Annotated in this window: 20 protein-coding genes; 14 read left to right on the forward strand and 6 right to left on the reverse strand. The window is 34.4% G+C overall.

Annotation, left to right across the window (positions count from 1 at the left end; genetic code table 11):
- Positions 1-331: 331 nt before the first annotated feature.
- On the reverse strand, positions 332-787 hold the full coding sequence (locus EGI22_RS22895) for a hypothetical protein (RefSeq protein ID WP_255070950.1): 456 nt from the start codon (positions 785-787) through the stop codon (positions 332-334).
- A 240-nt stretch (positions 788-1,027) separates the two neighbouring features.
- Complete coding sequence (gene pth / locus EGI22_RS22900) at positions 1,028-1,588, reverse strand: aminoacyl-tRNA hydrolase (protein WP_255070952.1); 561 nt, start codon at positions 1,586-1,588, stop codon at positions 1,028-1,030.
- Positions 1,589-1,656: 68 nt separating this feature from the next.
- Between pth and pyrR the strand changes: the two genes are divergently transcribed.
- The 5 genes from pyrR (at position 1,657) to clpB (ending at position 9,314) form a co-directional block, all read left to right on the forward strand.
- Complete coding sequence (pyrR, locus tag EGI22_RS22905; protein ID WP_255070953.1) at positions 1,657-2,196, forward strand: bifunctional pyr operon transcriptional regulator/uracil phosphoribosyltransferase PyrR; 540 nt, start codon at positions 1,657-1,659, stop codon at positions 2,194-2,196.
- 3 nt (positions 2,197-2,199) lie between these two features.
- Positions 2,200-2,796: a leucyl/phenylalanyl-tRNA--protein transferase gene (gene aat / locus EGI22_RS22910; RefSeq protein ID WP_255070954.1), complete on the forward strand. Its 597-nt coding sequence runs from the start codon at positions 2,200-2,202 to the stop codon at positions 2,794-2,796.
- 15 nt (positions 2,797-2,811) lie between these two features.
- Positions 2,812-5,214 (forward strand): TonB-dependent receptor, encoded by a 2,403-nt coding sequence (locus EGI22_RS22915; RefSeq protein WP_255070955.1) that lies wholly within the window; start codon positions 2,812-2,814, stop codon positions 5,212-5,214.
- Positions 5,214-6,314, forward strand: coding sequence for a DUF4249 domain-containing protein (locus EGI22_RS22920; protein ID WP_255070956.1), 1,101 nt, complete (start codon positions 5,214-5,216; stop codon positions 6,312-6,314). Before EGI22_RS22915 ends, EGI22_RS22920 begins: the two co-directional genes overlap by 1 nt.
- Positions 6,315-6,689: 375 nt before the next feature.
- The gene (gene clpB, locus EGI22_RS22925) at positions 6,690-9,314 is read left to right on the forward strand and encodes an ATP-dependent chaperone ClpB (RefSeq protein WP_255070957.1); all 2,625 of its coding nucleotides are present in this window, start codon (positions 6,690-6,692) and stop codon (positions 9,312-9,314) included.
- A gap of 440 nt (positions 9,315-9,754) precedes the next feature.
- Here clpB and EGI22_RS22930 read toward each other — a convergent pair whose 3' ends face one another.
- The 3 genes from EGI22_RS22930 to EGI22_RS22940 all read right to left on the reverse strand — a co-directional run bounded on the left by EGI22_RS22930 (position 9,755) and on the right by EGI22_RS22940 (position 11,636).
- Entirely contained in the window at positions 9,755-10,018 is a 264-nt protein-coding gene (locus tag EGI22_RS22930; protein WP_255070958.1) for a hypothetical protein, read from the reverse strand.
- A 481-nt stretch (positions 10,019-10,499) separates the two neighbouring features.
- Complete coding sequence (locus EGI22_RS22935; protein WP_255070959.1) at positions 10,500-10,634, reverse strand: hypothetical protein; 135 nt, start codon at positions 10,632-10,634, stop codon at positions 10,500-10,502.
- Between the two features lie 132 nt (positions 10,635-10,766).
- On the reverse strand, positions 10,767-11,636 hold the full coding sequence (locus EGI22_RS22940) for a sugar phosphate isomerase/epimerase (protein WP_255070960.1): 870 nt from the start codon (positions 11,634-11,636) through the stop codon (positions 10,767-10,769).
- Between the two features lie 295 nt (positions 11,637-11,931).
- Between EGI22_RS22940 and EGI22_RS22945 the strand changes: the two genes are divergently transcribed.
- The 5 genes from EGI22_RS22945 (at position 11,932) to EGI22_RS22965 (ending at position 18,002) form a co-directional block, all read left to right on the forward strand.
- Entirely contained in the window at positions 11,932-14,136 is a 2,205-nt protein-coding gene (locus tag EGI22_RS22945) for a M12 family metallo-peptidase (RefSeq protein WP_255070962.1), read from the forward strand.
- Positions 14,137-14,287: 151 nt separating this feature from the next.
- Positions 14,288-15,412, forward strand: coding sequence for a hypothetical protein (locus EGI22_RS22950; protein ID WP_255070964.1), 1,125 nt, complete (start codon positions 14,288-14,290; stop codon positions 15,410-15,412).
- 77 nt (positions 15,413-15,489) lie between these two features.
- Positions 15,490-16,125: a hypothetical protein gene (locus EGI22_RS22955; protein ID WP_255070966.1), complete on the forward strand. Its 636-nt coding sequence runs from the start codon at positions 15,490-15,492 to the stop codon at positions 16,123-16,125.
- A 303-nt stretch (positions 16,126-16,428) separates the two neighbouring features.
- Positions 16,429-17,466, forward strand: coding sequence for a hypothetical protein (locus EGI22_RS22960; protein ID WP_255070967.1), 1,038 nt, complete (start codon positions 16,429-16,431; stop codon positions 17,464-17,466).
- Between the two features lie 179 nt (positions 17,467-17,645).
- Positions 17,646-18,002 (forward strand): hypothetical protein, encoded by a 357-nt coding sequence (locus EGI22_RS22965; RefSeq protein WP_255070968.1) that lies wholly within the window; start codon positions 17,646-17,648, stop codon positions 18,000-18,002.
- Positions 18,003-18,141: 139 nt separating this feature from the next.
- Here EGI22_RS22965 and EGI22_RS22970 read toward each other — a convergent pair whose 3' ends face one another.
- Positions 18,142-19,374: a PQQ-dependent sugar dehydrogenase gene (locus tag EGI22_RS22970; protein WP_255070969.1), complete on the reverse strand. Its 1,233-nt coding sequence runs from the start codon at positions 19,372-19,374 to the stop codon at positions 18,142-18,144.
- A gap of 371 nt (positions 19,375-19,745) precedes the next feature.
- Between EGI22_RS22970 and EGI22_RS22975 the strand changes: the two genes are divergently transcribed.
- The 4 genes from EGI22_RS22975 to EGI22_RS22990 all read left to right on the forward strand — a co-directional run bounded on the left by EGI22_RS22975 (position 19,746) and on the right by EGI22_RS22990 (position 23,979).
- Positions 19,746-20,585, forward strand: a complete 840-nt coding sequence (locus EGI22_RS22975; RefSeq protein WP_255070971.1) for a phytanoyl-CoA dioxygenase family protein — start codon at positions 19,746-19,748, stop codon at positions 20,583-20,585.
- A gap of 131 nt (positions 20,586-20,716) precedes the next feature.
- On the forward strand, positions 20,717-21,937 hold the full coding sequence (locus tag EGI22_RS22980; protein ID WP_255070973.1) for a sugar MFS transporter: 1,221 nt from the start codon (positions 20,717-20,719) through the stop codon (positions 21,935-21,937).
- A gap of 81 nt (positions 21,938-22,018) precedes the next feature.
- On the forward strand, positions 22,019-23,620 hold the full coding sequence (locus EGI22_RS22985; RefSeq protein ID WP_255070974.1) for a M1 family metallopeptidase: 1,602 nt from the start codon (positions 22,019-22,021) through the stop codon (positions 23,618-23,620).
- A gap of 11 nt (positions 23,621-23,631) precedes the next feature.
- A complete protein-coding gene (locus EGI22_RS22990) occupies positions 23,632-23,979 on the forward strand; it encodes a hypothetical protein (RefSeq protein ID WP_255070975.1) in 348 nt (115 codons plus the stop codon).
- Positions 23,980-24,014 lie beyond the last annotated feature (35 nt).

Genomic DNA, 24,014 nt, shown 5'->3' on the forward strand with positions numbered 1-24,014 from the left:
ATTGTTGAATTTCTAGGTACGCTAAACGATGAATCTTATGATAAATCTATTCCTGAAAAAGTGCCTAGTGGACTAAAAGTAGGAGGGGAGATTTACTGATATGAGGTATTTTACCCTATAAAAAAACTTAAGGCAGGCTTCAAAGAAGCCTGTGGTCCGATATCTCGGCTAAGTATATTCTATTCAAGCGAAAGGTCGCCCCCGCCTATCTATCAATCTATGGAAATATTTTTTGTAAGTATACCTCTAAAAAAAACTTAAGGCAGGCTCCAAAGAAGCCTGCCTAAGTATATCTATTCAACCCTAACCTATTAAACTATGAAAATATTTTTTACAAACTTGTTACTGCATCTACCAATGCTTGAGCAGGGGTGATTTCAATAACATTTGTTGGTGTATTTCTGTTAGACCAAATAAACTGGAACACTGATTTATTCAATTGAATGCTTTTTGCCCAGTTTTTTGCTTCTTTTTTACGCATTCCGTTAAGTTTTTCACTTAATAATGCCGAAGCGTTGTTGAATTCTGCCTTGTTGGCTTCATCAAGATTAAAAAACGCTACTGGAGAATTGTGGTATAAATTAACAACCTCTAAATATTTTTTCAAATCTACGTCGTTCTTTCTTGATACTTTTCTCGCTTTTGTGTTTACAAATGTTGAGAACTCGTTTGCACTTGATGCTGTCAATTTGTCACCCGAAACTTTGGTGTTGATACCAGCTTGTGCGTTTGCTGAAAATGTTCCTAATGCTAATACTAAAATAATTGCTCTAAATTGCTTTTTCATCTTTTTGTCTATTTTTCTTTCGTGAATTACTCTGCAAAATTGATTGGTTTAAAATTATTAACCAAATTTTGTTTGGGTTATGATACGAAATAATATTTTGAAAAATAGGAATTTTACAGAATTATGGAGTTAAAATAGGCATATATAGCAGATATAATAAAATTTTATTTTGTTTAAATTAAATTAACATCAATAAAATATTTATTTTTAGTAAAATTGAAAATTCTTAGAAAAGTACAATCATTCGTTTAAAAAATTCATGGTGGTGCCTATTCCTGCTGTACAAAAGCTTAAAATCATCTCTATTGCCTTATCTAATTTGGGTAATAATTCTATCATTTCGTCTTCTGAGAACTTTCCCAATACATAGTCAATTTGTCTGCCTTTCGAAAAATCAGAGCCAATTCCTATCTTTAGTCTCGGGTAGATGTCATTTCCCAGCACGAGCTCTATGTTTTTTAAACCGTTATGGCCCGCACTCGAGCCTTTGGGTTTTATTCTGAGTTTTCCTAATGGCAAAGCAAGGTCATCTACTAATATCATCACATTTTCTATAGGCACTTTCAATTGGTTCATCCAATATTGCAGTGCTTTTCCACTAAGATTCATATAAGTGGTGGGTTTTATCAATGTTATGGCTCTTCCTTTATATTTATATTCTGTCACACTTGCCAATCTATCCAATTTGAAATTTAAACCTTCTTTAGCTGCCAATCTATCCAAAACCATAAAGCCGGCATTGTGTCTTGTAAATGCATACTCAGGTCCAATATTTCCCAATCCCACTATCAAGTACTTCATTATATTATTTTTGAAATATGTGTTTTTTACAAAATAACTAATATTTTTGTTGATAATTAATTTTTGGAATGCAAAAAAAACGGCTCATTCTTGATCAGCCTCTGTTGGATATTACAATTAAACGTCTTTGTCAGGAAATAATCGAAAACCATGATCCCATGGAAAACACGGTATTGATTGGACTTCAACCTCGTGGAATATTTTTAGCGGACAGAATTAAACATTTCCTAAAAGAAGACTTTGGTGTCGATATTCCTCTAGGTTATTTGGACGCTACATTTTATCGTGACGACTTCAAACGCAATGGTAATATTTTAAAGCCCAATTCTACAGAGATTAACTTCATCATTGAAGATAAAAATGTAATACTTGTGGATGATGTTTTAGCTACTGGAAGAATGGTGCGGGCTGCAATAGACGCCATGCAGGCATTTGGAAGACCCGAAAAAGTAGAACTGTTGTGCCTAATAGATAGAAAATATAATCGTGATTTACCTATTCAGGCAAATTTCGCAGGAAAAAAAGTCAACACTTTGGACTCGCAACGCGTATTGGTAGAGTGGACTGACCAAGGCCACGAAAAAGATTCTATTTGGTTAATCGACTAAAGTATGTCTTTGATATCAGTTGAAGACTTATTGTACGGATACAGCAATGGCATTTTTCCGATGGCCGAAAGTACTTCTGATGAGGTTTATTGGTATTCACCAGACCCTCGAGCAATTATTCCTATCGAGACTTATAAACCTTCAAAATCACTAAAGCCATTAATAAATCAAAAAGTTTTTGAGTTGAGATTTAATGAAAATTTTGAGAAAGTAATAAGACATTGTGCTTTTCCAAGATTTGAAGGCGACGAAACTTGGATTTCGGAGGAAATTATTGAATCCTATGTTAATTTGCATAAGATAGGTTTTGCTCATTCGGTGGAAGTATATCAGGAAAATGCATTAGTAGGAGGGTTATATGGTGTTTCACTAGGTTCCGTATTTTTTGGAGAGTCGATGTTCAATACAGTTCCTAATGCTTCCAAAGTTGCTTTTCATTATTTAATGGAGCATTTGAAAAAGAAAAAGTTCAAATTGTTAGACACACAATTTATAAATGACAACGTAAAACGATTCGGGGCTATTGAGATTCCAAAAAAGGAATTTATGAATAAATTACGAGAGGCTTTAAAATCAAAAAATAACTTTATCAACGATTAAAATATTGGAAATTAAATGAAATGGATTCTTTGTTTGGTTGTGATTGGTTTGATGCCTTTCGTTTCCATTGCCCAAAAAAAAGCCACTATTAGAGGAACGATTGTTCAAAAAAACACCAATCAGCCCATTGCTAATGTGAGTCTAATTTTGACTGAAAACGGTATAGGGACACTTACTGACTCTTCAGGGAAATACCAAATGTTGGTGCCCATGGGTAGCTATTTAATGGAAATATCTCATCAGACTTATTTTAAGAAATATCAAAAGGTAAATATTAAAGCTGATATGGTTTTGGATTTTGTCCTTGACGAGAAAGTAAATGAGCTTGAAGAAGTAAGAATTAGTGCCAATAGCTCGGAGCAAAATGTAAAACGCTTGGGTACTGGTGTAACCAATCTAAATATTAGGACGTTAAAGAAACTCCCCTCGCTTTTGGGCGAAATAGACATTATTAAAAGTCTCTATACATTGCCAGGCGTAACTAGCGTGGGAGAGGGGGCTTCTGGTTTTAATGTAAGAGGGGGGAATATTGACCAAAATTTGATATTATTGGACGAGGCACCCATATTTAATTCTAGCCACCTAATGGGTTTTTTCTCGGTCTTTAATCCTGATGCTTTTAGAGATTTTAATTTTTACAGAGGCGGAATTCCTGCTCAATATGGCGGAAGGATATCTTCTGTTTTAAATGTTAATCTTAAGGATGCCAACGCCACAAAGTTTTCTGTTAGTGGAGGTGTGGGCACTATTAGTAGTAGATTGTTGATAGAGACACCTATTGTCAAAGACAAGTTGAGTATATATGTTGCTGGTAGAGTCTCTTATATAGACCAAATGTTGAAAGTGGTAAAAATCAAGAAATTGGCAGGAAGTAAAGCGAATTTTTATGATCTGACAGGGAAACTGGAATATAAACTAAGCAATAAGGATAGAATTTCACTTTCTGCATTTCAAGGCAGAGATCAGTTTAGATTAGCCAAAGATTCTGTGTCTGCAATAGACGAAAATGGGGATGCCTTATATGATTGGCAAACCACTAATGCTACTGGTTCTTGGTCGCATTATTTTGGTTCGAAGTTTTCTGCAAAACTTATAGGTGTGTATTCAAAATACAATGCCGACATTATAAATTCAGACTCAAGTACCGCATTTAATCTTAACTATAATATCAATTATAAAAGTATTAAAGGAATAGCCGTTTATAATCCTAACGAAAAACACGAGCTTGAGTTTGGGTTTCAAGTAAATAGATATGATATTCAGCCGGGATTGATGGAGCCAACTTTAGAGACTTCAAACAAAAATAGATTGGCTCTGAACAAAGAAAGCGGGATAGAAAGTGCCATTTTTATTAATGACAAAATAGAGATATCGAAAAAGTTTAATCTTGGCGTTGGGGTTCGGTACGTTTCTTATCAGGCTCTCGGAGCAGCTACAGTCTATACTTATGAAGATAGTAAACCTAGGAATATTATCAATTTAGTCGATTCTGTAAATTACAACAAAGGTGAAGTAGTTGCCAGCTATGGTAGCTTTGAACCTAGATTTTCATTGAATTATAATTTCAATACTTCTTCAAGTTTCAAACTGAGTGCCAATCGTATGCGTCAGTTTATTCAGTTGCTTTCTGGTACTACTGCGGCATTACCAACCGACAGATGGAAGCTTAGCGATACTTATATTAAACCTCAAATGTCAGATCAGTTTTCGATGGGGTATTTTAAGAATTTCAAAGAAAAGTCTCTAGAAAGTTCTTTGGAGTTATTTTATAAAAAACTCTACAATGTTGTTGATTATAAAGATGGTGAAACATTGTTGCTTAATCCTTTTCCCGAAACCGCTATACTTCAAGGCAACGGCTATGCGTATGGAGCGGAGTTTTATGTAAAGAAAAACCTTGGAGTATTAACAGGCTGGTTAAGTTATACCTACTCTCAAACACGTATAAAAGTAAAAGGACCTACTGAGGAAGAAACTATAAATAATGGAGAATATTTTCCGCCAATATTTAATAGACCGCATAGCTTCAACGCCATTGGTTCTTATCAGGTTAGTAAGAAGGTCTCTTTCTCTAGTAATCTTAACTTTAGCTCGGGTAGAGCTATTACATACCCTGCCTCAAAATTCTATTACAGTGGTGCTGTTTTACCCTATTATAATAGCAGAAATCAGTCGCAGATACCGAATTACCTAAGGCTTGATTTGGCTATGAATGTTGAGTCTCATCCTTACCGAACTTCGGGTTACAGAGGATCATGGAATGTTTCATTATACAACGTGATGGGTCGTAAAAATGCCTATTCGGTGTTTTTTAGAGCTAAAAACCCCTACAATCAATTTTATTCGAAAGTTAATATTTATAAGCTTTCGGTGTTGGGTTCAATTATTCCATCTGTAGCTTATAACTTTAAATTTTGATGAAAAATATATTAAGAAATCTATCATTCGTGTTTTTAGCAACGCTATTGGCTTGCGTTGATATATTTGACCCAGGTCTTACGAGTGACGTAAAACGTTTAGTTATTGAAGCCCAAATTACCACAAAATTGGACTTTCAATATGTGTATTTGACTTATGACGCTGCATACAATTCAGATGAAACCAATTTTAAAAACCTTGTAAGTAGGGCCAAAGTAAACATTATAGATGACCAAGGTAAAGTTTATGAGTTTTTTGATGAAATTGAAAATAACAATCAAATAAAAACAGTCTCTGGTTATAACTACCGCTCTGTTGAAAAATTCAAGGCGGAACTTGGTAGGACATACCAGCTTAATGTGGAGGTTTTGGACGGAAGGAAATACCAGTCAACCATAGAGCATGCTGTGCCTGTTTCCAAAATTGACCAAGTATATTCAGAATTCAGAGAATTGCCGCCTCCAACTGACATAAAAGGTGAATATCAGATATATATTGATACCCAAGATGATCCAAATCAAAAGAATTTTTACAAATGGGATTCTTATAATGTGAAACAAATCAACTATTGTAGAGAATGGTATATTTATGGCTCTGGAGGCTCTGTGACTCAGGCTTTTGTTGACAACTGCTGCGAGGTTTGTTATGAGAAAGTAAGAGCAGATGATGCCTATGAGCTTGCCAATGACCAGTTGATAAATGGAAATAAAATTTCTCGGAAATACGTAACAACAATTCCTTTTGATAATATTACGCCTTATTATTTGGTAATCAATCAATATTCTTTGACCGAAGACGCCTATAAGTTTTGGTATGCCATAAAGCAACAATCCAAAAACTCAGGAGGTTTATTTGATGCTACGCCAAAGTCTATCAAAGGCAACATGAAAAACGTCAATGATGAAGCCGAAGAGGTATTGGGATATTTTTATGTAACAGATGTGTATGAGCATCAGGTTTATATCGATAGAAATAGAGTTTCACCTAAACCCATCTTAAAAGACGAATACAGCGTTGGTTGGACTAAAACCGGCAATTGTTATGCATGTGAAGAAAGTTATAATCGTACCAAAATTAGACCTGTTGGTTGGGTGAATTAAAACTTTTTTTTATTTTAATATTGTATGGTTTGAAGTTTTTAGATTTATCCAAAATCTTTTAATTTATTGATTGTTACTTAATTTCTGTTTTTGAACATCAAGTAATTTATGAAATTTAGAGAAATCTAATTCTCTAAATTTCTTTTAAATCTTCAAATTCTTAATATTACATCTGCTTTTAATTCTAATGTCTGTGCACTTTTTGGCATTAGAAATCTATTGTATCGGTCAAAATGGCATCTAAAATTTCAAGAAAAAACTATTTTCAAGCCAAATTTTCCGAAAAAACACTCTCGCACCAAAATTGATGTGTAGTATATGTAACAATTTATGAAAAGCTAAAAGCAAACCGCTCTAAGCTAAAACCTTAAAAGCATGAATTTCGATCAATATACAATCAAAGCACAAGAGCTCATCCAGCAGGCCGCACAAATAGCCCAAGGATACTCGCAACAATCCATTGAGTCTGGGCATTTGCTAAAGGCTATTTTGGAAGAAGAACCCAATACGTCTTCGTTTTTGTTGAAAAAATATGGAATTAGTCCAGAAGGTTTTCTAAAAAAACTTGATCCTATAGTGGAGGCATATCCAAAAGTTTCGGGTGGAAATCAGCCGTTTTTGGGAAATGACCTCAACAAAGCCATGACCAAGGCTCAGAGCTATTTGAAAGAATTCGGCGATGAGTTTGTAAGTGTAGAACTTTTGTTTTTGGGGATTTTGGGTGGAAACGACCAAGCGGCGAATTTACTAAAGGCAGAAGGAATAAAAGAAGCGGACATAAAAAAAGCTATTATAGAACTTAGAGGAAAAAATAATCCAGTGAAAGATCAAAACGCAGAAAACAAGTACCAAGCCCTTTCTCGATACAGCAAAAATCTGAATGATTTGGCAGAGCAAGGCAAAATTGACCCAGTGATAGGTCGAGATGAGGAGATTAGACGGGTTTTACAGATTTTGTCGAGGCGTACCAAAAACAACCCGATGTTGATTGGTGAACCTGGCGTTGGTAAAACTGCCATAGTTGAAGGTCTCGCACAGCGTATTGTGCAAGGTGACGTGCCTGAAAACTTGAAATCTAAAATAGTGATTTCACTAGATATGGGCTTGCTTGTGGCAGGTGCCAAATACAAAGGCGAGTTTGAGGAGCGTCTGAAAGCCGTAATCAAAGAAGTTACTGACTCTGAAGGGGAAATCATCCTTTTCATAGATGAGATACATACATTAATAGGTGCTGGAAGTGGGGGAGAGAGTGCCATGGATGCCGCTAATTTGCTTAAGCCAGCTTTGGCTCGTGGTGAATTGCATGCCATAGGTGCCACTACGCTCAAAGAATACCAAAAATACATAGAGAAAGACAAAGCTCTCGAAAGACGTTTTCAGTCAGTTGTAGTTGACGAACCCGATGAAGCCGACGCAATCTCGATTTTGAGAGGAATCAAAGAGAAATATGAAGTGCATCATGGGGTTAGGATTCAAGACGATGCCGTAATAGCTGCGGTGGAGCTTTCGAGTAGATATATTTCAGATCGTTATTTGCCAGACAAAGCCATTGATTTGATGGACGAAGCGGCGTCTAAATTGCGTTTGGAAATGGACTCTATGCCAGAGAATATGGACGAGCTTCGTAGGCGTATTATGCAGCTAGAAATTGAGCGTGAGGCCATTAGGCGTGAAAACGACAAAGAAAAAGAGAATAATCTGAGTAAAGAAATAGCTGACCTCAACGAAACTTTTAATGATCTCAAAGCGAAATGGGACACCGAAAAAGGTAAAGTAAATGAGGTAAGAACGCTCAAAGAAAAAATAGAACAGCTAAAATTTGATGCTGACCTTGCTGAACGCTCAGGCGACTATGGCAAAGTGGCACAGATTAGATATGGTGAATTGCCTGAAGCCGAGAATCGTTTGGTGGAACTTTCTACCAGAGAAGAAGACAAAGACAACCTCATAAACGAGGAGGTTACTGCTGAAGACATTGCGATGGTAGTAGCCAAATGGACTGGGATACCGGTATTTAAAATGCTGCAAAGCGACCGTGAGAAGTTGCTGCACCTTGAGGATGAACTCGAAAAACGTGTGGCTGGCCAAAAAGAGGCCATAGAATTGGTTTCTGATGCCGTAAGACGCTCGCGAGCTGGAATGCAAGACCCTAAAAAACCGATTGGTAGTTTCTTATTTTTGGGAAGCACTGGGGTAGGTAAAACTGAGTTGGCGAAAACGCTGGCCAATTACCTCTTCAACGACGACAATGCCATGGTAAGAATAGACATGAGTGAGTACCAAGAGAAACACACCGTGAGCAGATTGGTAGGAGCTCCTCCAGGATATGTGGGTTATGACGAAGGTGGACAATTAACAGAGGCCGTGAGACGCAAACCGTACAGTGTGATATTGCTCGATGAGATAGAAAAAGCCCATCCTGATGTGTGGAATGTATTGTTGCAGGTGTTGGACGATGGTCGATTGACCGACAACAAAGGCAGGGTGGCCAATTTTAAGAATACCATCATCATTATGACCTCCAATATTGGCTCGCATTTTATACAGGAGAAATATATGGAGGCATTAAAAGGTGCACCTGATGCTTGGGAGAAATACTTCAAAGAAGAGGCCAAAGACCAAGTGATGGAATTGCTCAAAGCAAGTGTTAGACCCGAGTTTTTGAACCGTATAGACGAGATAGTACTTTTTGATCCATTAGGCAGAAATGAGATAAGAAAGATAGTGGCCATTCAGTTTAATGTCATCAAAGCTAGGCTACAAGAGCAAGGCATATTGATAGAAGCCACTGAAGCTGCTCTCGACAAACTCGGTGAGGAGGGTTATGATCCAGTTTTTGGAGCAAGACCACTCAAAAGAGTAATCCAAAGAAACATCATGAACGAACTCTCAAAAATGATACTAGCGGGCACTATCAACAAAGAAGCCATCATAGTGCTCGACGTTGACACCGAAGGCCATTATAAATTTGAGAATTTGCCTGAAATTAGTATTGCGTAACTCTTTTTAGTTCCGAGTTGTGAGTTATGAGTTGTGAGTCTGTTGGGTACGAATTTAGCTTTTATTAGTGTAGAATATTTTTTTATAGGGATAATAGTGGGTTATAGTTTACACCCTCAGCTCTTTGAGTTGGGGGTGTTTTTTTTGAAAGTTAGTTAGGGTGTTTTTTTGGATTTTGATAAGTATTGAATATTCTCAATATCTTTACTAAATTCTTTTCCTCGTTAACTTCTAGAAAAATTATATACGGAAAATTTTTCATTGGAAAAGAAATTTAATTTTTGATTTTTACTTGGTAAAAAGGGAAGGTTTTAAATGATTCAATTTTTAAATAAACGTCTTTTACAAACTATTCTGCAACAGAAGGGCTAAGTTTTTCATATGAATAATAGTAGTAGGCTTCGTCAATATCATTTAGGGCTTCTTCGAATATTTCTATTTCAAAGTGATAATCCATATTTAATTTCTAGTTTTTCTTTAAGTTGTGTAAGCGTTAAAAATCTTTCTTTTGGAGCCAAACTAGCTTCATCTAAAAGTGAAATTTGTTTTTCGCTTAGTTCAAAAGAATTTGAAATGTCATCATTTTCTGTAAAAGATATATTTTTTAAGACCTCATTTTCTTTACTGAGAGCATTCCATTCTTCAATTGGAATAAAAACCCCAGTATTGTTTCCTTTGCTATCTTTAATAAATTGTAAGGTCATTATCTTATAAATTTAAACCAAATTTAGTTTTTATTTTAAACAAATCCAATTTCAAAATAATTTGTGGATAATATGGTTTATGAAGAATTTACTAATATTATGTAAATTTCTTTTGAATTAGTAAATATCGGTTCTTAACTGATATGCAATGGTGGAGAATATCTAAATCTAGAAATTTGGAATCCATAAAATTTTTATTAAAAAAGTAAACAAAAGCCAGTTAACCGCATAATAATCAATAGGAAGTCCCAAAATTATACATAGGGAAAAACCTATGTTAAATATGTGAAAATAAGTTCAATCAAAATCTATATGTGCTATGTGGTTATTAATTTTTCCAAATGTGCTCACCATATCTCCCACAACACATAGGACACAATAGGAAACACCACATAGATAAATAAAAAAAAGCCTCTGTAAAGATGCAAAAATAAGCTCAAACAGAATCTAAGTTAACTATGTGGTTTTAATAAAAACAAGACTACTCCACTTTCTTCTTCCCTCCAAACATAAAAATCAAAACAGCAACCACTAAACCAATACATACCAAACCAAAAACTGCCAACATAAAAATACCATTGGTGTAGTTTACCATAGGAACCATCGCATTTGTCATCTTCTTTTTATTTTATTGCTTAAAACTAAGCTTTCATTATTTAAGAAAGAATGACAAATGTCACATTGACTTAAACAAAAAAACAGAGCTCATTGCTGAACTCTGTTTATCAAAATTATAAAATTGGATTTCTTATTTAAATCCAAACTTAATCAAACCTTCTTTGCTTAATCGGATAGCCTCCATAGGTTCCATGCCGTCAAAAACTTGGTCTTGCTCAACGATATAGTATTTCATACCTGATAGTTTTTTATTTGCCAGAATCTTACCGAAATCTATCGTTCCTTTGCCCACAGGAGCAAATCTACCTTCCTTGTCCATGTCTTTCACATGCCAGATTTTAAAGCGACCTGGGTATTTTTGGAACAATTCTACTGGGTCTTTTCCTGCTTTTGTTACCCAATAAAGGTCCATTTGGAAGTTTACATATTTAGGGTCCAAGTGCTCCAACATATATTCCATTGGTACTATGCCTTTGCTATTTTTTTCAAACTCAAAAGCATGATTATGGTACAAAAATTTTAGGCCAGCGGCATCAGCTTTGCGGGAAATAGTATCTAAAACTGCTGTTAAGTGTTCTACATCGTCAGTCATTGCCAGAGACCTTGTTTTTGGGTCAAACTTAAACATACCCATTGGAGGTACCGGAGCCACAAAATATTTAAATCCCGCCGCTTTTACGTCAGCTATCAATTTATCCGCATTTGAAGTAGTCATAGCTCCCATGTGTATACTGATAGGTTTTAAGCCAAGGCTTTTTGCATAAGATTTAAACTCCGCAGGTGTCATACCATAAAATTTGCCATCTTTGTAGTCTACTGCCTCTATGTATTTGTATCCTAAATCTGCTACTGCTTTTAAAGTAGCTTTTGGGTCTTTGCCCATTTCATTTCTTACAGTGTAGAGGGTCATACCACCCCATTTTTTCTGTGCAAATAATGACGAACTGATAGATAGCAATAAAACTGCTACCAAAATTTTGGTTAGAAAACGGTTTTTCATAATTGAAGGTCAATCTTGGTTATGATGTACTAATTTTTAGGGCAAATTACGGAATTATTCTATTACAGAAACGCTTATTGGACGAATTAGGCTAATTATTCGATGATAAAGACATTTTTCATTGTTTTTAATTGAGATTTTGGACTTTGAAGGATTTTGGAAATTGTAATTAATTTATTTTCACCCCTTTTAAAAATATTTCTAAGGATAGAAAATTAAAATTTGAAAAAAGTTTTATTTTTTTAATAGTTAAATATAGTTTTGAAAAATTTATATCTAGCTTAAACCTCTAACCATGAAATTTAAAATTTATATAATAATATTATTCTTGAGCAGTATTTTGGGTTATTCTCAACAAGGCGTTTATCAAAAAGTCAACGAAAGTAGAACTCTTAATTCCATAAAAACTTACAATGATGTCTTTAGCATCAATTCCAATAGCCAAGTATTGGATATGTCTGAATTCAAAAATACGGCTAGTGTCACTTTGTTAAATTTAAATTCATCAACCATTGATTTGATTAATCAAGATAAGCCTGCTTTTTTGCAGATTTCTATACCATTTACAAACAAATCGAAGATAAATTTAGAGCTAATACCAATTGATATTTTTTCACCTACTTATAAGGTTGTTGATGCTAGGAATGATGAAATCGCTTTTGTTAAAGGTTTATTTTACCAAGGAATCGTAAAAGGAGACGCTAGGTCTGTCGTTTCTATTATTATTCAAGACGGTGAATTGAGTGGAATTGTTTCAACGGATAAAGGAAATTTCGTTTTGGGTAAATTGAAGAATACTAGCGATTATATTTTTTATAATGATCGAGACTTGGTGCAGGGTTCCGATTTTGAATGTAGTTTGAATACCGAATTGATGGTGCATGATTTAAATAGTCAAATAAGCAATCAAACAATCAATACAAATGTTGCTTGTAGAGCGGTGGAGGTATATGTTGAGGCTGATAGTGCTTTATTTAAATCAAGAGGATACAACATGACGACTACTACTAATTTTGTAAATGCATTATTTGCTCAAGTGGCGGTATTATATTCAAATGAGAATTTGGCAATTCAGATATCCGAACTGAAAATTTGGAACACTACTGATCCGTATGCAAGTACTACTAATACAAGTACGATGTTAAACGCTTTTGGAACACAAGTAGGCAATACTTTTAATGGAGATATTGCTCATCTTTTGTCTGCTAGGTCAGTTGGGGGCGGTCGTGCTGGTTTGGATGTTTTATGTAATAAAGGCAAAGGGGTAAGTGGAAGTATTAACGGAAGCGTATACAATGTGCCAACTTATTCGTGGAATGTTATGGTGGTTTCACACGAAATTGGACATAATTTTGGCTCCCCCCACACGCAGAGCTGTTCATGGCCGGGTGGACCTATAGATAATTGTGTTGCAGTTGAAAGTGGTCCGTGCAGTCCGGGCCCTGCACCCACCAATGGAGGCACAATTATGAGTTATTGTCATACCACGGGATATGGAATAAATTTTGTTAATGGATTTGGGATTTTACCAGGAAATCTAATAAGGCAAAGAACCCAAGAGTGCTTTGGTAGTGCTTTAGCACCTACAAATTTAACTGTTATTGAAACATCTAGTTCTAACGCATTTTTGGCTTGGAATCATATAGGAGGCATTTTTACAGTACGCTATAAGTTTTCTTCGTCAAATACATGGATAACAGCAAGTACCACAAATAATACATTTATAGAAATTACTGGCCTATCTGCCAATGCCAATTACGATTGGGAGGTAAAATCTACATGTAGCCCTTATGCAAGCTCCATTTTTCAAACAAATTCTAATCCGCCAATTAGCTATTGTACCCCTGTAATTTCTACTACTTGTAGCAATTTTTATTTAGGGATTGATGACTTTATTGTGAATGGAACTAATTGGAATCCAAACTCAAATTGTTTAGGAGTTGGTGGGATAACTTTGAAGTTTGATCCAATTAGGACTTTAAATTTTGGAACCACTTATAATTTTACCTTAAATCCTTTATGGATAGGAGGAAACAACATACATGCATCTATATGGATTGATTTAAACAAAAATGGGATTTTTGAAACTTCAGAAAGATTGTTCAACACTACTACCTCCACCAATAATCCTATTAATAGCACCTTCGCTATTCCAATTTCCGCTACTCCAATTTCCAAAACAAGATTAAGAGTTAATGTTTATTATTATAATTGGGAAAATACCCCTTGCGGGACAATCACTTATGGAGAGTCAGAGGATTACATCATTAATCTGAGCGGGCCATGTCCTTCAAGTATAGCTTTAGTTAGCACTGCCGACAATATTAATGGAGGTGTTGTTAATAAGCAAGCCTCTGCAACTTCTGGCCTTATAGATGCTAGGAATGTGATTTCGAATGCAGCAAACGTAATTTATGAAGCTAAAGCGATTGAATTAAATAAAGGTTTTAAAGCAGATACTGGGGTAGTGTTTGAGGCTAAAACTGGTGGGTGTAATTGAGCTTGGTTTTTTATGCATTGCTCTTGGTGTTATTTTAAATTCTTTTTTATTCAAATTCCATTTTTAATCATAAAATAATGACTTTTTCTGTGTTTAATCTCATTGTTTATTTTGGGATTACTTTCTAATTTTTCTTAAAATTAGAATCCTTATGGAAATTTTGGAATTGTCTTCAAAAAAACATTTTAAGCAATTTGTGAATTTGCCTTTTGAAATTCATAAGAACCATTCCGGATGGCTACCTCCCATACTATCAGATGATGAGGTCTTTTTTGATAAAAATAAAAATAACCAGTTTTCTAAATCAGATACAGTTTTGGTTTTGGCTTTAAAAAACAATAAGCCTGTTGGTAGAATTATGGGAATTGTGCCAACTGAATACAATCTAAAACACAATCTTAGAGATGTAAGATTTAATTATTTGGAAACTTTTGAAGATTATGAGGTTGTATATGAGCTATTAAAATTTGTTGAAAATTGGGGTCGTCAAAAAGGTTGTACCAGCATAGTGGGTCCATTAGGATTTTCTGACAAAGAGCCACAAGGTTTAGAAATCGAAGGTTTTGATAATCCTCCCCTAATTTTAACTAATAACAATTGGCCTTTCATGGTCGGTTTTCTTGAAAAATATGGGTTTAAAAAAAAGACCGACCTTTTATCTTACAAAATTCCTGTTCCAGAGGAATATCCTGATGAGTATTTTCAAAAATATTGTTTATATCGAGAGCAACATAAGAATCTAAAGATATTAAATATAAAAACCAGGTATGGCGTTTGGAAATATCTCAAACCGGCCATGAATTTAATAAATGAACTTTTTAGTGAAATTTATGCCCATAATCCGATGTCAAAAAAGGATATTAATCTATTGGTCAAAAGGTTTTTATTTTTATTGGTTCCCAAGTATATGAAAGGGATTTTAAACGAAAAAAAAGAATTGATAGCATTCGTAATTGGCATGCCAGATATCGCAAAGGGTATTCAAGAGTGCAATGGACGATTGTTTCCTTTAGGTTTTTGGAAGATTTTTCAAAGTCAACGAAAAACCAAGGATTTGATTCTGATGCTAGGAGGAATTAAAAAAGAATATAGAAATATAGGTTTGGATTTTTGGCTAAGCTTAGAGATTTTTAATGAAATTCATAAAGCTGGAATAATAACAGTGAAAGGTCATCTGGTGTTAGAAAGTAATGTCAAAACGCAAGCTAAAATGACCAAATTTGGTGGAGAAGTGAATAAAAGGTTTAGGATTTTTGAGAAAAATATACAAGTGTAATTTTGCATACAATATGCTTATAGTCATAGTTTTATTAAAATATTCAATGTAAGTTAAAGGTATAAAACAATGACAATATGAAAGCTAAAAATCTAATTGCAATACTGACTTTGGTATCCTTGTTTTCATGTGATACTTCCAAAGTAACTCCCGAAAAACCAATTGCTGGTGACCCACTAGCTTTATCAGAGCTGGGAAATACCTTTAGTGTTTATACAGGTGTTGGTGGTCTAAGTGTTTCTGAGGCAAAAGTTAGTTCAGTAGGTGAGGGAATATCTACAACCACAGTTAAAATTTCTGTCACAGACGAAAAATTGCTTAAATGGAAAGATACTTTTCCATATTTAAAAAATGTAAATGGCAATGTGGCTGAATTGGATATAGCAGGTAGAGTCACAACAGAGGGAATTCAATCTGTTTACAATGGGGAGTATTTTACTTTGATAAAATTTGACGCTAAAGTAGGTGACAAATACGAAGGTGAGATAAATGGGAAAACTGTTGTAAGGGATGTTGTGTCAAAATCTGAAACAGATGACTATGCTTATGGTTTTTTTGATATTAAAGTTTATGCGATAGAAGAAAGGGGAACGGGTTTGCCAGGCTTACAAAAAATCATATATTATGTAAATCACAAATTCGGAATAGTTGGCATTGAAGCTGTTTTTGAAGACGGCTCAAAAAGTAAAATTTCAGTCTTTAGTAAAAATTAGACTTATACAAGTTTTGTTTGTTTTGAAAGAGCTTTTTCATGATTATTTGAATTAGCTCTTTTTTTTGCTCACTCAAAAAGCGGTTTGTTTTACGACGAAATTCTTTATTAATGTATAGAATAATGAATTCATTTTTTTCTTAATTCTACTTTGCATTTTGTTTTATCCAATTCTGATGTTTCCATTTCCAAAATTTAGTCTAATGAAATTTAAATAAAAAAAACGTTTATTTTTTTAATCCAATTTTGGTTAGTAGTCGTAAATGTGGAAAAGTTAAAATTATTAAAACTAAAAATTACTTCTATGAAAAAGCATTTTAAAATTCTTGCACTTTTTACTGGTTTGGTCGTTTTAGCATCATGCGAAAAAATGGATGATACAGACATGACACCCGGTATGCAAACTTCAACAACGGCGGTTTTATATGCATCCAATAACTCAAATGGGGACATTTCGGCTTATGATTTGAAAAACTCTGGCAGTTCAGCTACTACTTTTACATCAAGTGCTTCTGCTGCTGATGGCGTTTATTTTGACGCAAACTCGAATACGGTTTTTCAGGTTTCAAGAACAGATAAAAATATTGAGGGTTTCAAATTAGGAGCAAATATAAGCTTAGGCGGAATTTTGAATTTGGACGTGTCTCTTAAAAGTTCAAATGACATGGAAAGCCCAAGAGAAATGGCAGTAAATGGCGATTATTTTGTAGTTGTTGACAATGCAGATGTAGATAAAAATGCCGCAACATTAGACGGTAGATTGTTTGTCTATCAAAAAACTGGAGATTCGTTTAAATTGAGAAATGTGATTACTACAGATTTTAAACTATGGGGAATCACATTTATCGGAAACGATTTGTATGCAGTAGTTGATGCCGATAATGAATTGGCAGTGTTCTCGAATTTTCTAAATAACATGTCTAATGCATCTTTAAGTGCGAGCAAAAGAGTCGTTATAGAAGGAATTGTCAGAACTCACGGCTTAGATTATGACGAATCTACTGATACCATGGTGCTTACGGATATTGGCGATGCAACTAACACCCAAACGGATGGTGGTTTTCAGGTAATAACCGGTTTTAAAAGTAAATTTAATGGTGTTAGCAACAATGGAACATTGACAATGTCAAACCAAATAAGAGTAGCTGGAGCCATGAGTTTGATGGGAAACCCAGTTGATGTAGCTTACGATGGCGAAACAAAAACCGTTTATATTGCTGAAGCTGGAAACGGTGGAGGTAGAGTTTTATCTTACACCAATATTATGTCAAGTGGAGACATGAGCCCTGTTATGAATACAAGCCTTGCTGCAGCATCGGCTTTGTATCTTCATAAAAAGTGATTTATTGAAAATTGGAAAAAATAAATTAGTTAATTTTGTCAGGTAAATTTAATATTTGATTTTGGAATATTAGTTAAGTTTTTATTCTTTAAACAGAATAATATTTGGTTTTCGTGTCTTTTGTTTTGATTTTTCAATATTTTTTATTATCTTTGAGGCATCACCAATAAAATATGTTTATGATTAGATTAAAGTATGTTGAAAAAACTGTGGAATGGGCAAAAGAGGCTGGATTTAATAATATTAAGGCAAAGATAGATGGATATGAAAATCCTTTTGCTTTTCAAAGGAAAAGTGATAATGAGAAGTTTTCTCCTGATGTTACAGGCATAAATAAAGAAACAAAATATTATTTTCATTTAGCATTAAAAACCGAAACTGCAGAAGACAACTATACTAATCTAATATTATTGGATGAGTTAGCGAAAATAAAGAAAAGTAAGCTCTATGTGATGGCCCCAGCTGGACATGTTAAATATGCAAGAGAATTAATTGTAAGCTCAAAACTTGAAAATGCCGAAGTAGTTAAAATTTAACTCGCATAAATTTAATTTTCTCTAAAATTGAAAAACACCTTCTTTGGGATTAAATATTTATTATAAAACAAAAAGACCAGCACTTAGTTGGTCTTTTTGTTTTTAATTTTACGATATTGACGTGTATTAATCAACTATATTAATTCCCAATCCTGTACAACCTGCCCTGATCAGTTACGGCATACAAAGCACCGTCTTTGCCTTGATGTACATCTCTAAATCTTTGAAGTTCTTCAGTTAAGAGTCTTTCTTCTCCAATTACCTTATTGTCCTTTATTACCAACCTAGCGATATGCATACCGCTAAGGCAACCTACAAAAAGATTGTTTTGCCATTCAGGAATTACATTTCCACTATAAAATGTCATTCCAGAAGGGGAAACAGAAGGATCCCAATAATATATAGGTTGCTCCATTCCTTCTTTTTGTTGGATTGCATCGCCTATTTTTGCTCCAGCATATTCTATTCCATAAGTTATAGTTGGCCAGCCATAGTTTTTGCCAGATACAACATGATTTATCTCGTCCCCGCCTCTTGGTCCAAACTCATTGGACCATAGCTCTCCGTCTACTGGGTTTAGACTTAAGCCTTGTACATTTCTGTGTCCATAAGAGAAAAGCTCAGGTCTAGCACCGGCCATACTTGCCAATGCGTTTCCAGGAGCTGGTTGGCCATCTTTTGTGATTCTGATGATTTTACCAAGACTTGAGTTTACTTGTTGAGCTTGTGGGCGGGTTACTTTATCAGAGCGTTCGCCAGTGCTCAGGTATAAATAGCCATTTTTGTCAAATAATACTCTTCCACCAAAGTGAAGGTTTCCTTTGTGAGCAGGCGTGGCTCTGTAGATTACTGAGGCATTTTCTATTTTGCTTTCATCATTGCTTAATCGGCCTTTCGCTACCGAAGTATGGTTGCCGCCACTTACTTTTTCAGAAAATGCCCAATAAACCATACGATTTGACTCAAAGTCTGGATCTAGCGTAATTCCTAAAAGTCCACCTTGCCCGTTTTCATCAACAGCGGGTAAACCAGTAATTTTTGCACTCATTTCTCCATTTTGTTTCACAATCCTAAGATTTCCTGCTTTTTCTGTAATTAAGAATCGGCCATCTGGCAAAGATGTTAATCCCCAAGGAGAGCTTAGTTCTTCATTTAAAATCTTTACTTCATATTTAGCGGAAGTTTTTACTCCACTTACACGAGTTTGACCTACAAAAGCTGGTTTAAAATCTGCATTTGGGTCTTTGGTCTCAACTGGAGCAATTGTACTGTCTGTAGAATTAATGATATTTGGACTATCTAAGGTCTTACCAGTGCAGTCGGAAGCTAATAAATTTATACCTATTAATGGAATAAATAATAATCGGGTCATAGTTTGTTTTATTGTTTTGAATTTAAAACGAGGATTTGATTTTAAAAGTTTAAAAAATGAAATGAATAGTTTGAATTTTGCTTTTTAGAAATCATTGATTGGTAAATTTCGATTTCTATTTTTTTTGTAAAAAAAAGTTTTTTTTTGAGATATTGGTTTGTTATTTCAATTCTAATATTAATGGTCATTTGTTTTATTTTCTAGTTCAAAACCTAGAATGGGCAATTAAAGAGATAATCTTAATTTAAAAAATAGACTTTTCACGTTTTATTTTTTTTATTTTTTATGTTATTATTCCAAGAAATTGGCTGAATAATTTTTTCAAAAATAAAAAATAAAATATTTTTGTATAAGACCTTTATAAACTTTTTATGCCCACTACAGAATTTGCCATTAGTAATAAAACCTACAATGTTTCTATTGATGGTTGTCCAGAATTTAGCTCTGGAATCGAAAATGTTTTATCAAATGAAGATACAGATATAGTTTTTCATCAACCTTGGTACAACAAAGGATACGCCTCTATTGATTTCCTAACAAATGATGAGTTTTCATTTTTAAAAGAAGGCCTTACTGCTTCTGTTAAAAAGATAGTAGAGGAAGAATTGAATATTTCTCCCGAAGGTTTTACTTTAGAAACCTACCATCATTTTGTTAAGTCTTCAGAAGATCATTTTAAAATTGTTAGAAAAACCCGTGACTTGTTTTCTGCTGATTTTAATTTTCCGATAGAAGAAATGAAACCTAAATTCGAAAAGATATTAGGTTTTGAGCTTACAGATGTTGATCCAAAATTGGGCGAAAAACTTCATATAATTGTAAGAATTAACAGACCAAAATCAAATGATTTTAACCCACCTCACAAAGATATTTATGAGGAAGTTGATAAAAACAATTACATACCGCCATTTGTAAACTTATGGATACCAATTGCAGGTGTAACAGAAAATTCTTCCTTGCCGATGGTGCCTTGTAGTCATAAACTAAAAGAAAGTGAGATATTGAGGACTTTTGATGGAGGAGTGGTAGAAGGTAATAAATATAGAGTAAGAATGATAAAAGAGTGGGGAGGTAGCAAAACGCTCGAAAGAGCTGAGGTAAAAGATGGACAGGTTTTGTTTTTCTCCTCACACCTTATTCATGGCCTTGCGGTAAATGAAGAAGAAGATTTAACCAGAGTTGCTTTGGAATTCAGGCTTTTTAAAGTTTAAATTCTTAAATGAACAACCATAAAGACCTGCATTTGAAAAAAGTGTAGGTCTTTTTTTGTTGTTTGGGTTTATATATTTCTTAATTTAAAATTATTCTCCTATTTTTAAAAAAATTTAAAAACCCTAATTTTATGAAAGAAAATAAATCTTATATCGGACCATTGATTATTATTGGTCTTTTGTTTTTCGTGTTTGGATTTGTCACTTGGGTCAATGGCACGCTCATAGCCTTTTTTAAAAACGCCTTCGGTTTAGATAACTCTAGCTCTTACTTGGTAACTTTCGCCTTTTTTATTAGCTATACGGTCATGGCTATTCCTTCGTCTGCAGTGCTCAAAATAGTCGGTTTTAAAAAAGGAATGTCTCTAGGTTTATTTATAATGGCTATCGGAACTTTGATTTTTGTGCCAGCTGCCAAAATGGAATCCTATCCATTGTTTTTAGGTGGATTGTTTACTATCGGTATAGGTCTTACTTTGTTACAAACAGCTTCTAATCCTTATTTAACAATACTTGGACCTCGTGAAAGTGCAGCTCAAAGAATCAGTTTGATGGGGATAGCAAACAAAACCGCGGGGATTATTTCTCAAAAAGTTATTGGCGGTTTACTGTTAGTAGGTAGTTCAACAGTTGCTGGAGCAATGACTACTGCTGAGCAGTTAGATAAGGTGATCATGCCATATTTGATTCTAACAGTTGTTTTGGTGGTTTTGGCAGTTGTTATTTTGTTTTCTAAAGGCTTACCAGAGGTATCTGAAGAACAAGAAGGAACTAGCGAAAGTAATTCAGCCAAAAATAGTGTTTTTGAATTCCCAAATTTGATTCTGGGACTAATAGCTTTATTTGTCTATGTTGGTTTGGAGGTAATTTCAGGAGATACAATTATTAACTATGGCATATCTTTAGGTTTTCCGGCAGAGGAGGCCAAAGACTTTGGAACTTATACTTTATGGTTTATGATGTTAGGCTATATTATGGGTATTTTTCTTATTCCAAAATATGTATCGCAGCATGTTTGGCTTAAATATTCTTCTATTTTTGGTTTGATTGTTACGATATTAGCAATTTTTACTTCAGGCTTTACTTCAGTTTTTTGTATTGCTTTGTTGGGTTTGGCTAATGCCATTATGTGGCCAGCTATTTGGCCTTTGGCTTTAGATGGATTAGGTAAATTTACCAAATTTGCCTCAGCCTTATTGATTATGATGATTGCAGGAGGGGCATTGCTACCCTTGCTTTATGGTAAGTTTTCTGATATGTACAGTACACAATCGGCCTATTGGGTGATGGTGCCTTTGTATTTGTATCTTATCTATTTTGCAGTTTCAGGCTACAAAAAGAAGACTTGGTGAAATATTTAAATTTATTTTTAAAGCTTAAACTATTCCTCTAATTTTAGGGATGCATGGTTTAAGCTTTTTTATTTTAATTCAATGAAAAAAATACTCTTTCTCTTTTTTGTCCTTATTTATTCTTTGGGTTTCTCCCAAAAGAAATTCACTTTGGATGATACCCTTCGAGGCAGCATAACACCAGAAAGGGCATGGTGGGACTTACAATATTATGCTTTGAATGTAAAAGTTGAGCCAAAAAATAAGTTTATTTCAGGTTTTAATATTGTGAAATACAAAGTTTTGACACCAAGCCAAACACTTCAAATTGATCTCCAATCACCTATGTTTATTTCTCGAATTGAGCAAGATGGTGAAAATTTAAGTTTTACTAAAAAAGGCCAAAATGCATATTTTATTAGACTGAAAAAGGCCCAGATTGCTGGTGATATTGAAGAAATAAAAGTATATTTTTCTGGAAAACCATTAGTGGCAAAACGTGCACCATGGGATGGTGGTTTTTCTTGGACAAAAGATAAAAATGGAAAGGATTTTATAGCCACTTCTTGCCAAGGCTTAGGGTCAAGTGTTTGGTGGCCATGCAAAGACCACATGTATGATGAAGTGGATAGCATGAGGATTTCGGTAACAGTACCTGATAGTCTTCGAGATATTTCTAATGGAAGAATGGAGAAAATGTGTATAAGTTCAGATGGATTGAGAACTACTGATTGGGTTATTAAAAACCCGATTAATAATTATGGTGTAAATGTAAACATTGGGAATTATGTAAACTGGGGAGAAACTTTTGATGGGGAAAAAGGGCCACTTTCGGTAGATTATTATGTTTTGCCGCAAAACCTTGATAAAGCAAAAAAGCAATTCCTGGAAGTTCCTCGTATGCTCAAGGCATTTGAATATTGGTTCGGACCGTATCCGTTCTATGAAGATGGTTACAAGTTAGTGGAAGTGCCTTATTTGGGTATGGAGCATCAAAGTAGTATAACTTATGGTAATAAATTCAAAAATGGATATCTCGGAAGGGATCTGTCTGGCACAGGCTGGGGTAGTAAATGGGATTTTATAATTGTTCATGAAAGTGGACATGAGTGGTTTGCCAACAATATCACCTACAAAGATATCGCCGACATGTGGATTCATGAGAGTTTTACAAATTACTCCGAGACCTTATTTACTGAGTTTTATTGGGGAAAAGAGGCTGGAAGAGATTATGTTATAGGTACTAGATCAAACATTCAGAATGATGCTCCAATTATTGGAATATATGATGTAAATGAGCGTGGCTCTGGTGATATGTATTATAAAGGTGGCAATATGATACATACGATTAGACAAGTTATAAACGATGATGAGAAATTTAGACAAATATTGCGAGGGTTGAATTCTAATTTTTATCATCAAACAGTTACTACTGCTCAGATTGAAAATTATATTTCAGAGCAAGCTGGGATTGATTTTTCGAAAGTATTTGATCAATATTTAAGAGGTACTAAAATACCTAAATTGGCGAAGAAAGTGTCTAAAGGACTTATTAGTTTTAGATGGGAAAACGTTGTTGCAGGCTTTAATATGCCTGTCAAAGTAACAATCGATGATAAAGAACAGTTTATTTATCCAACCACAGATTGGAAAAAAATTAAGGGCAATAAAATCTCCGTGGATCGGAATTTTTATATTAATTAGGTATAAATGAAATGATAAAGAAACCATTAAGTGTAATCGCTGGATATGCAGTTTTTGTTATTTTCTCCGTTGCATTATTTAGATTTGCCGGACAAAAACCTCACGCTGAGGCCTCACTTTATTTTATGATTCTTGCCGCCATTTGTGGTATTTTATATTCGGTTTTGGCAGGATTTGTTGTTAATCTGATAAGTAAATCAAAAAGTCTAGATATGAATTATTTTTTGGCGGCAATTATTGCAGGTTTTGCTGCTTTTTCGATGTCAAAATCAGAGGGAAGCCATTGGACACAAATCCTTGCAATACTCATTTTTGCTCCCGTATCTATACTTGGCGGTTATCTGCGACTAAGAAAGTAATTTCTGAAATTCTATTTTTGTAACCTAAAAACAAA

This window comes from Lacihabitans sp. LS3-19, from assembly GCF_024343575.1.
Classification (GTDB): Bacteria; Bacteroidota; Bacteroidia; order Cytophagales; family Spirosomataceae; genus Leadbetterella.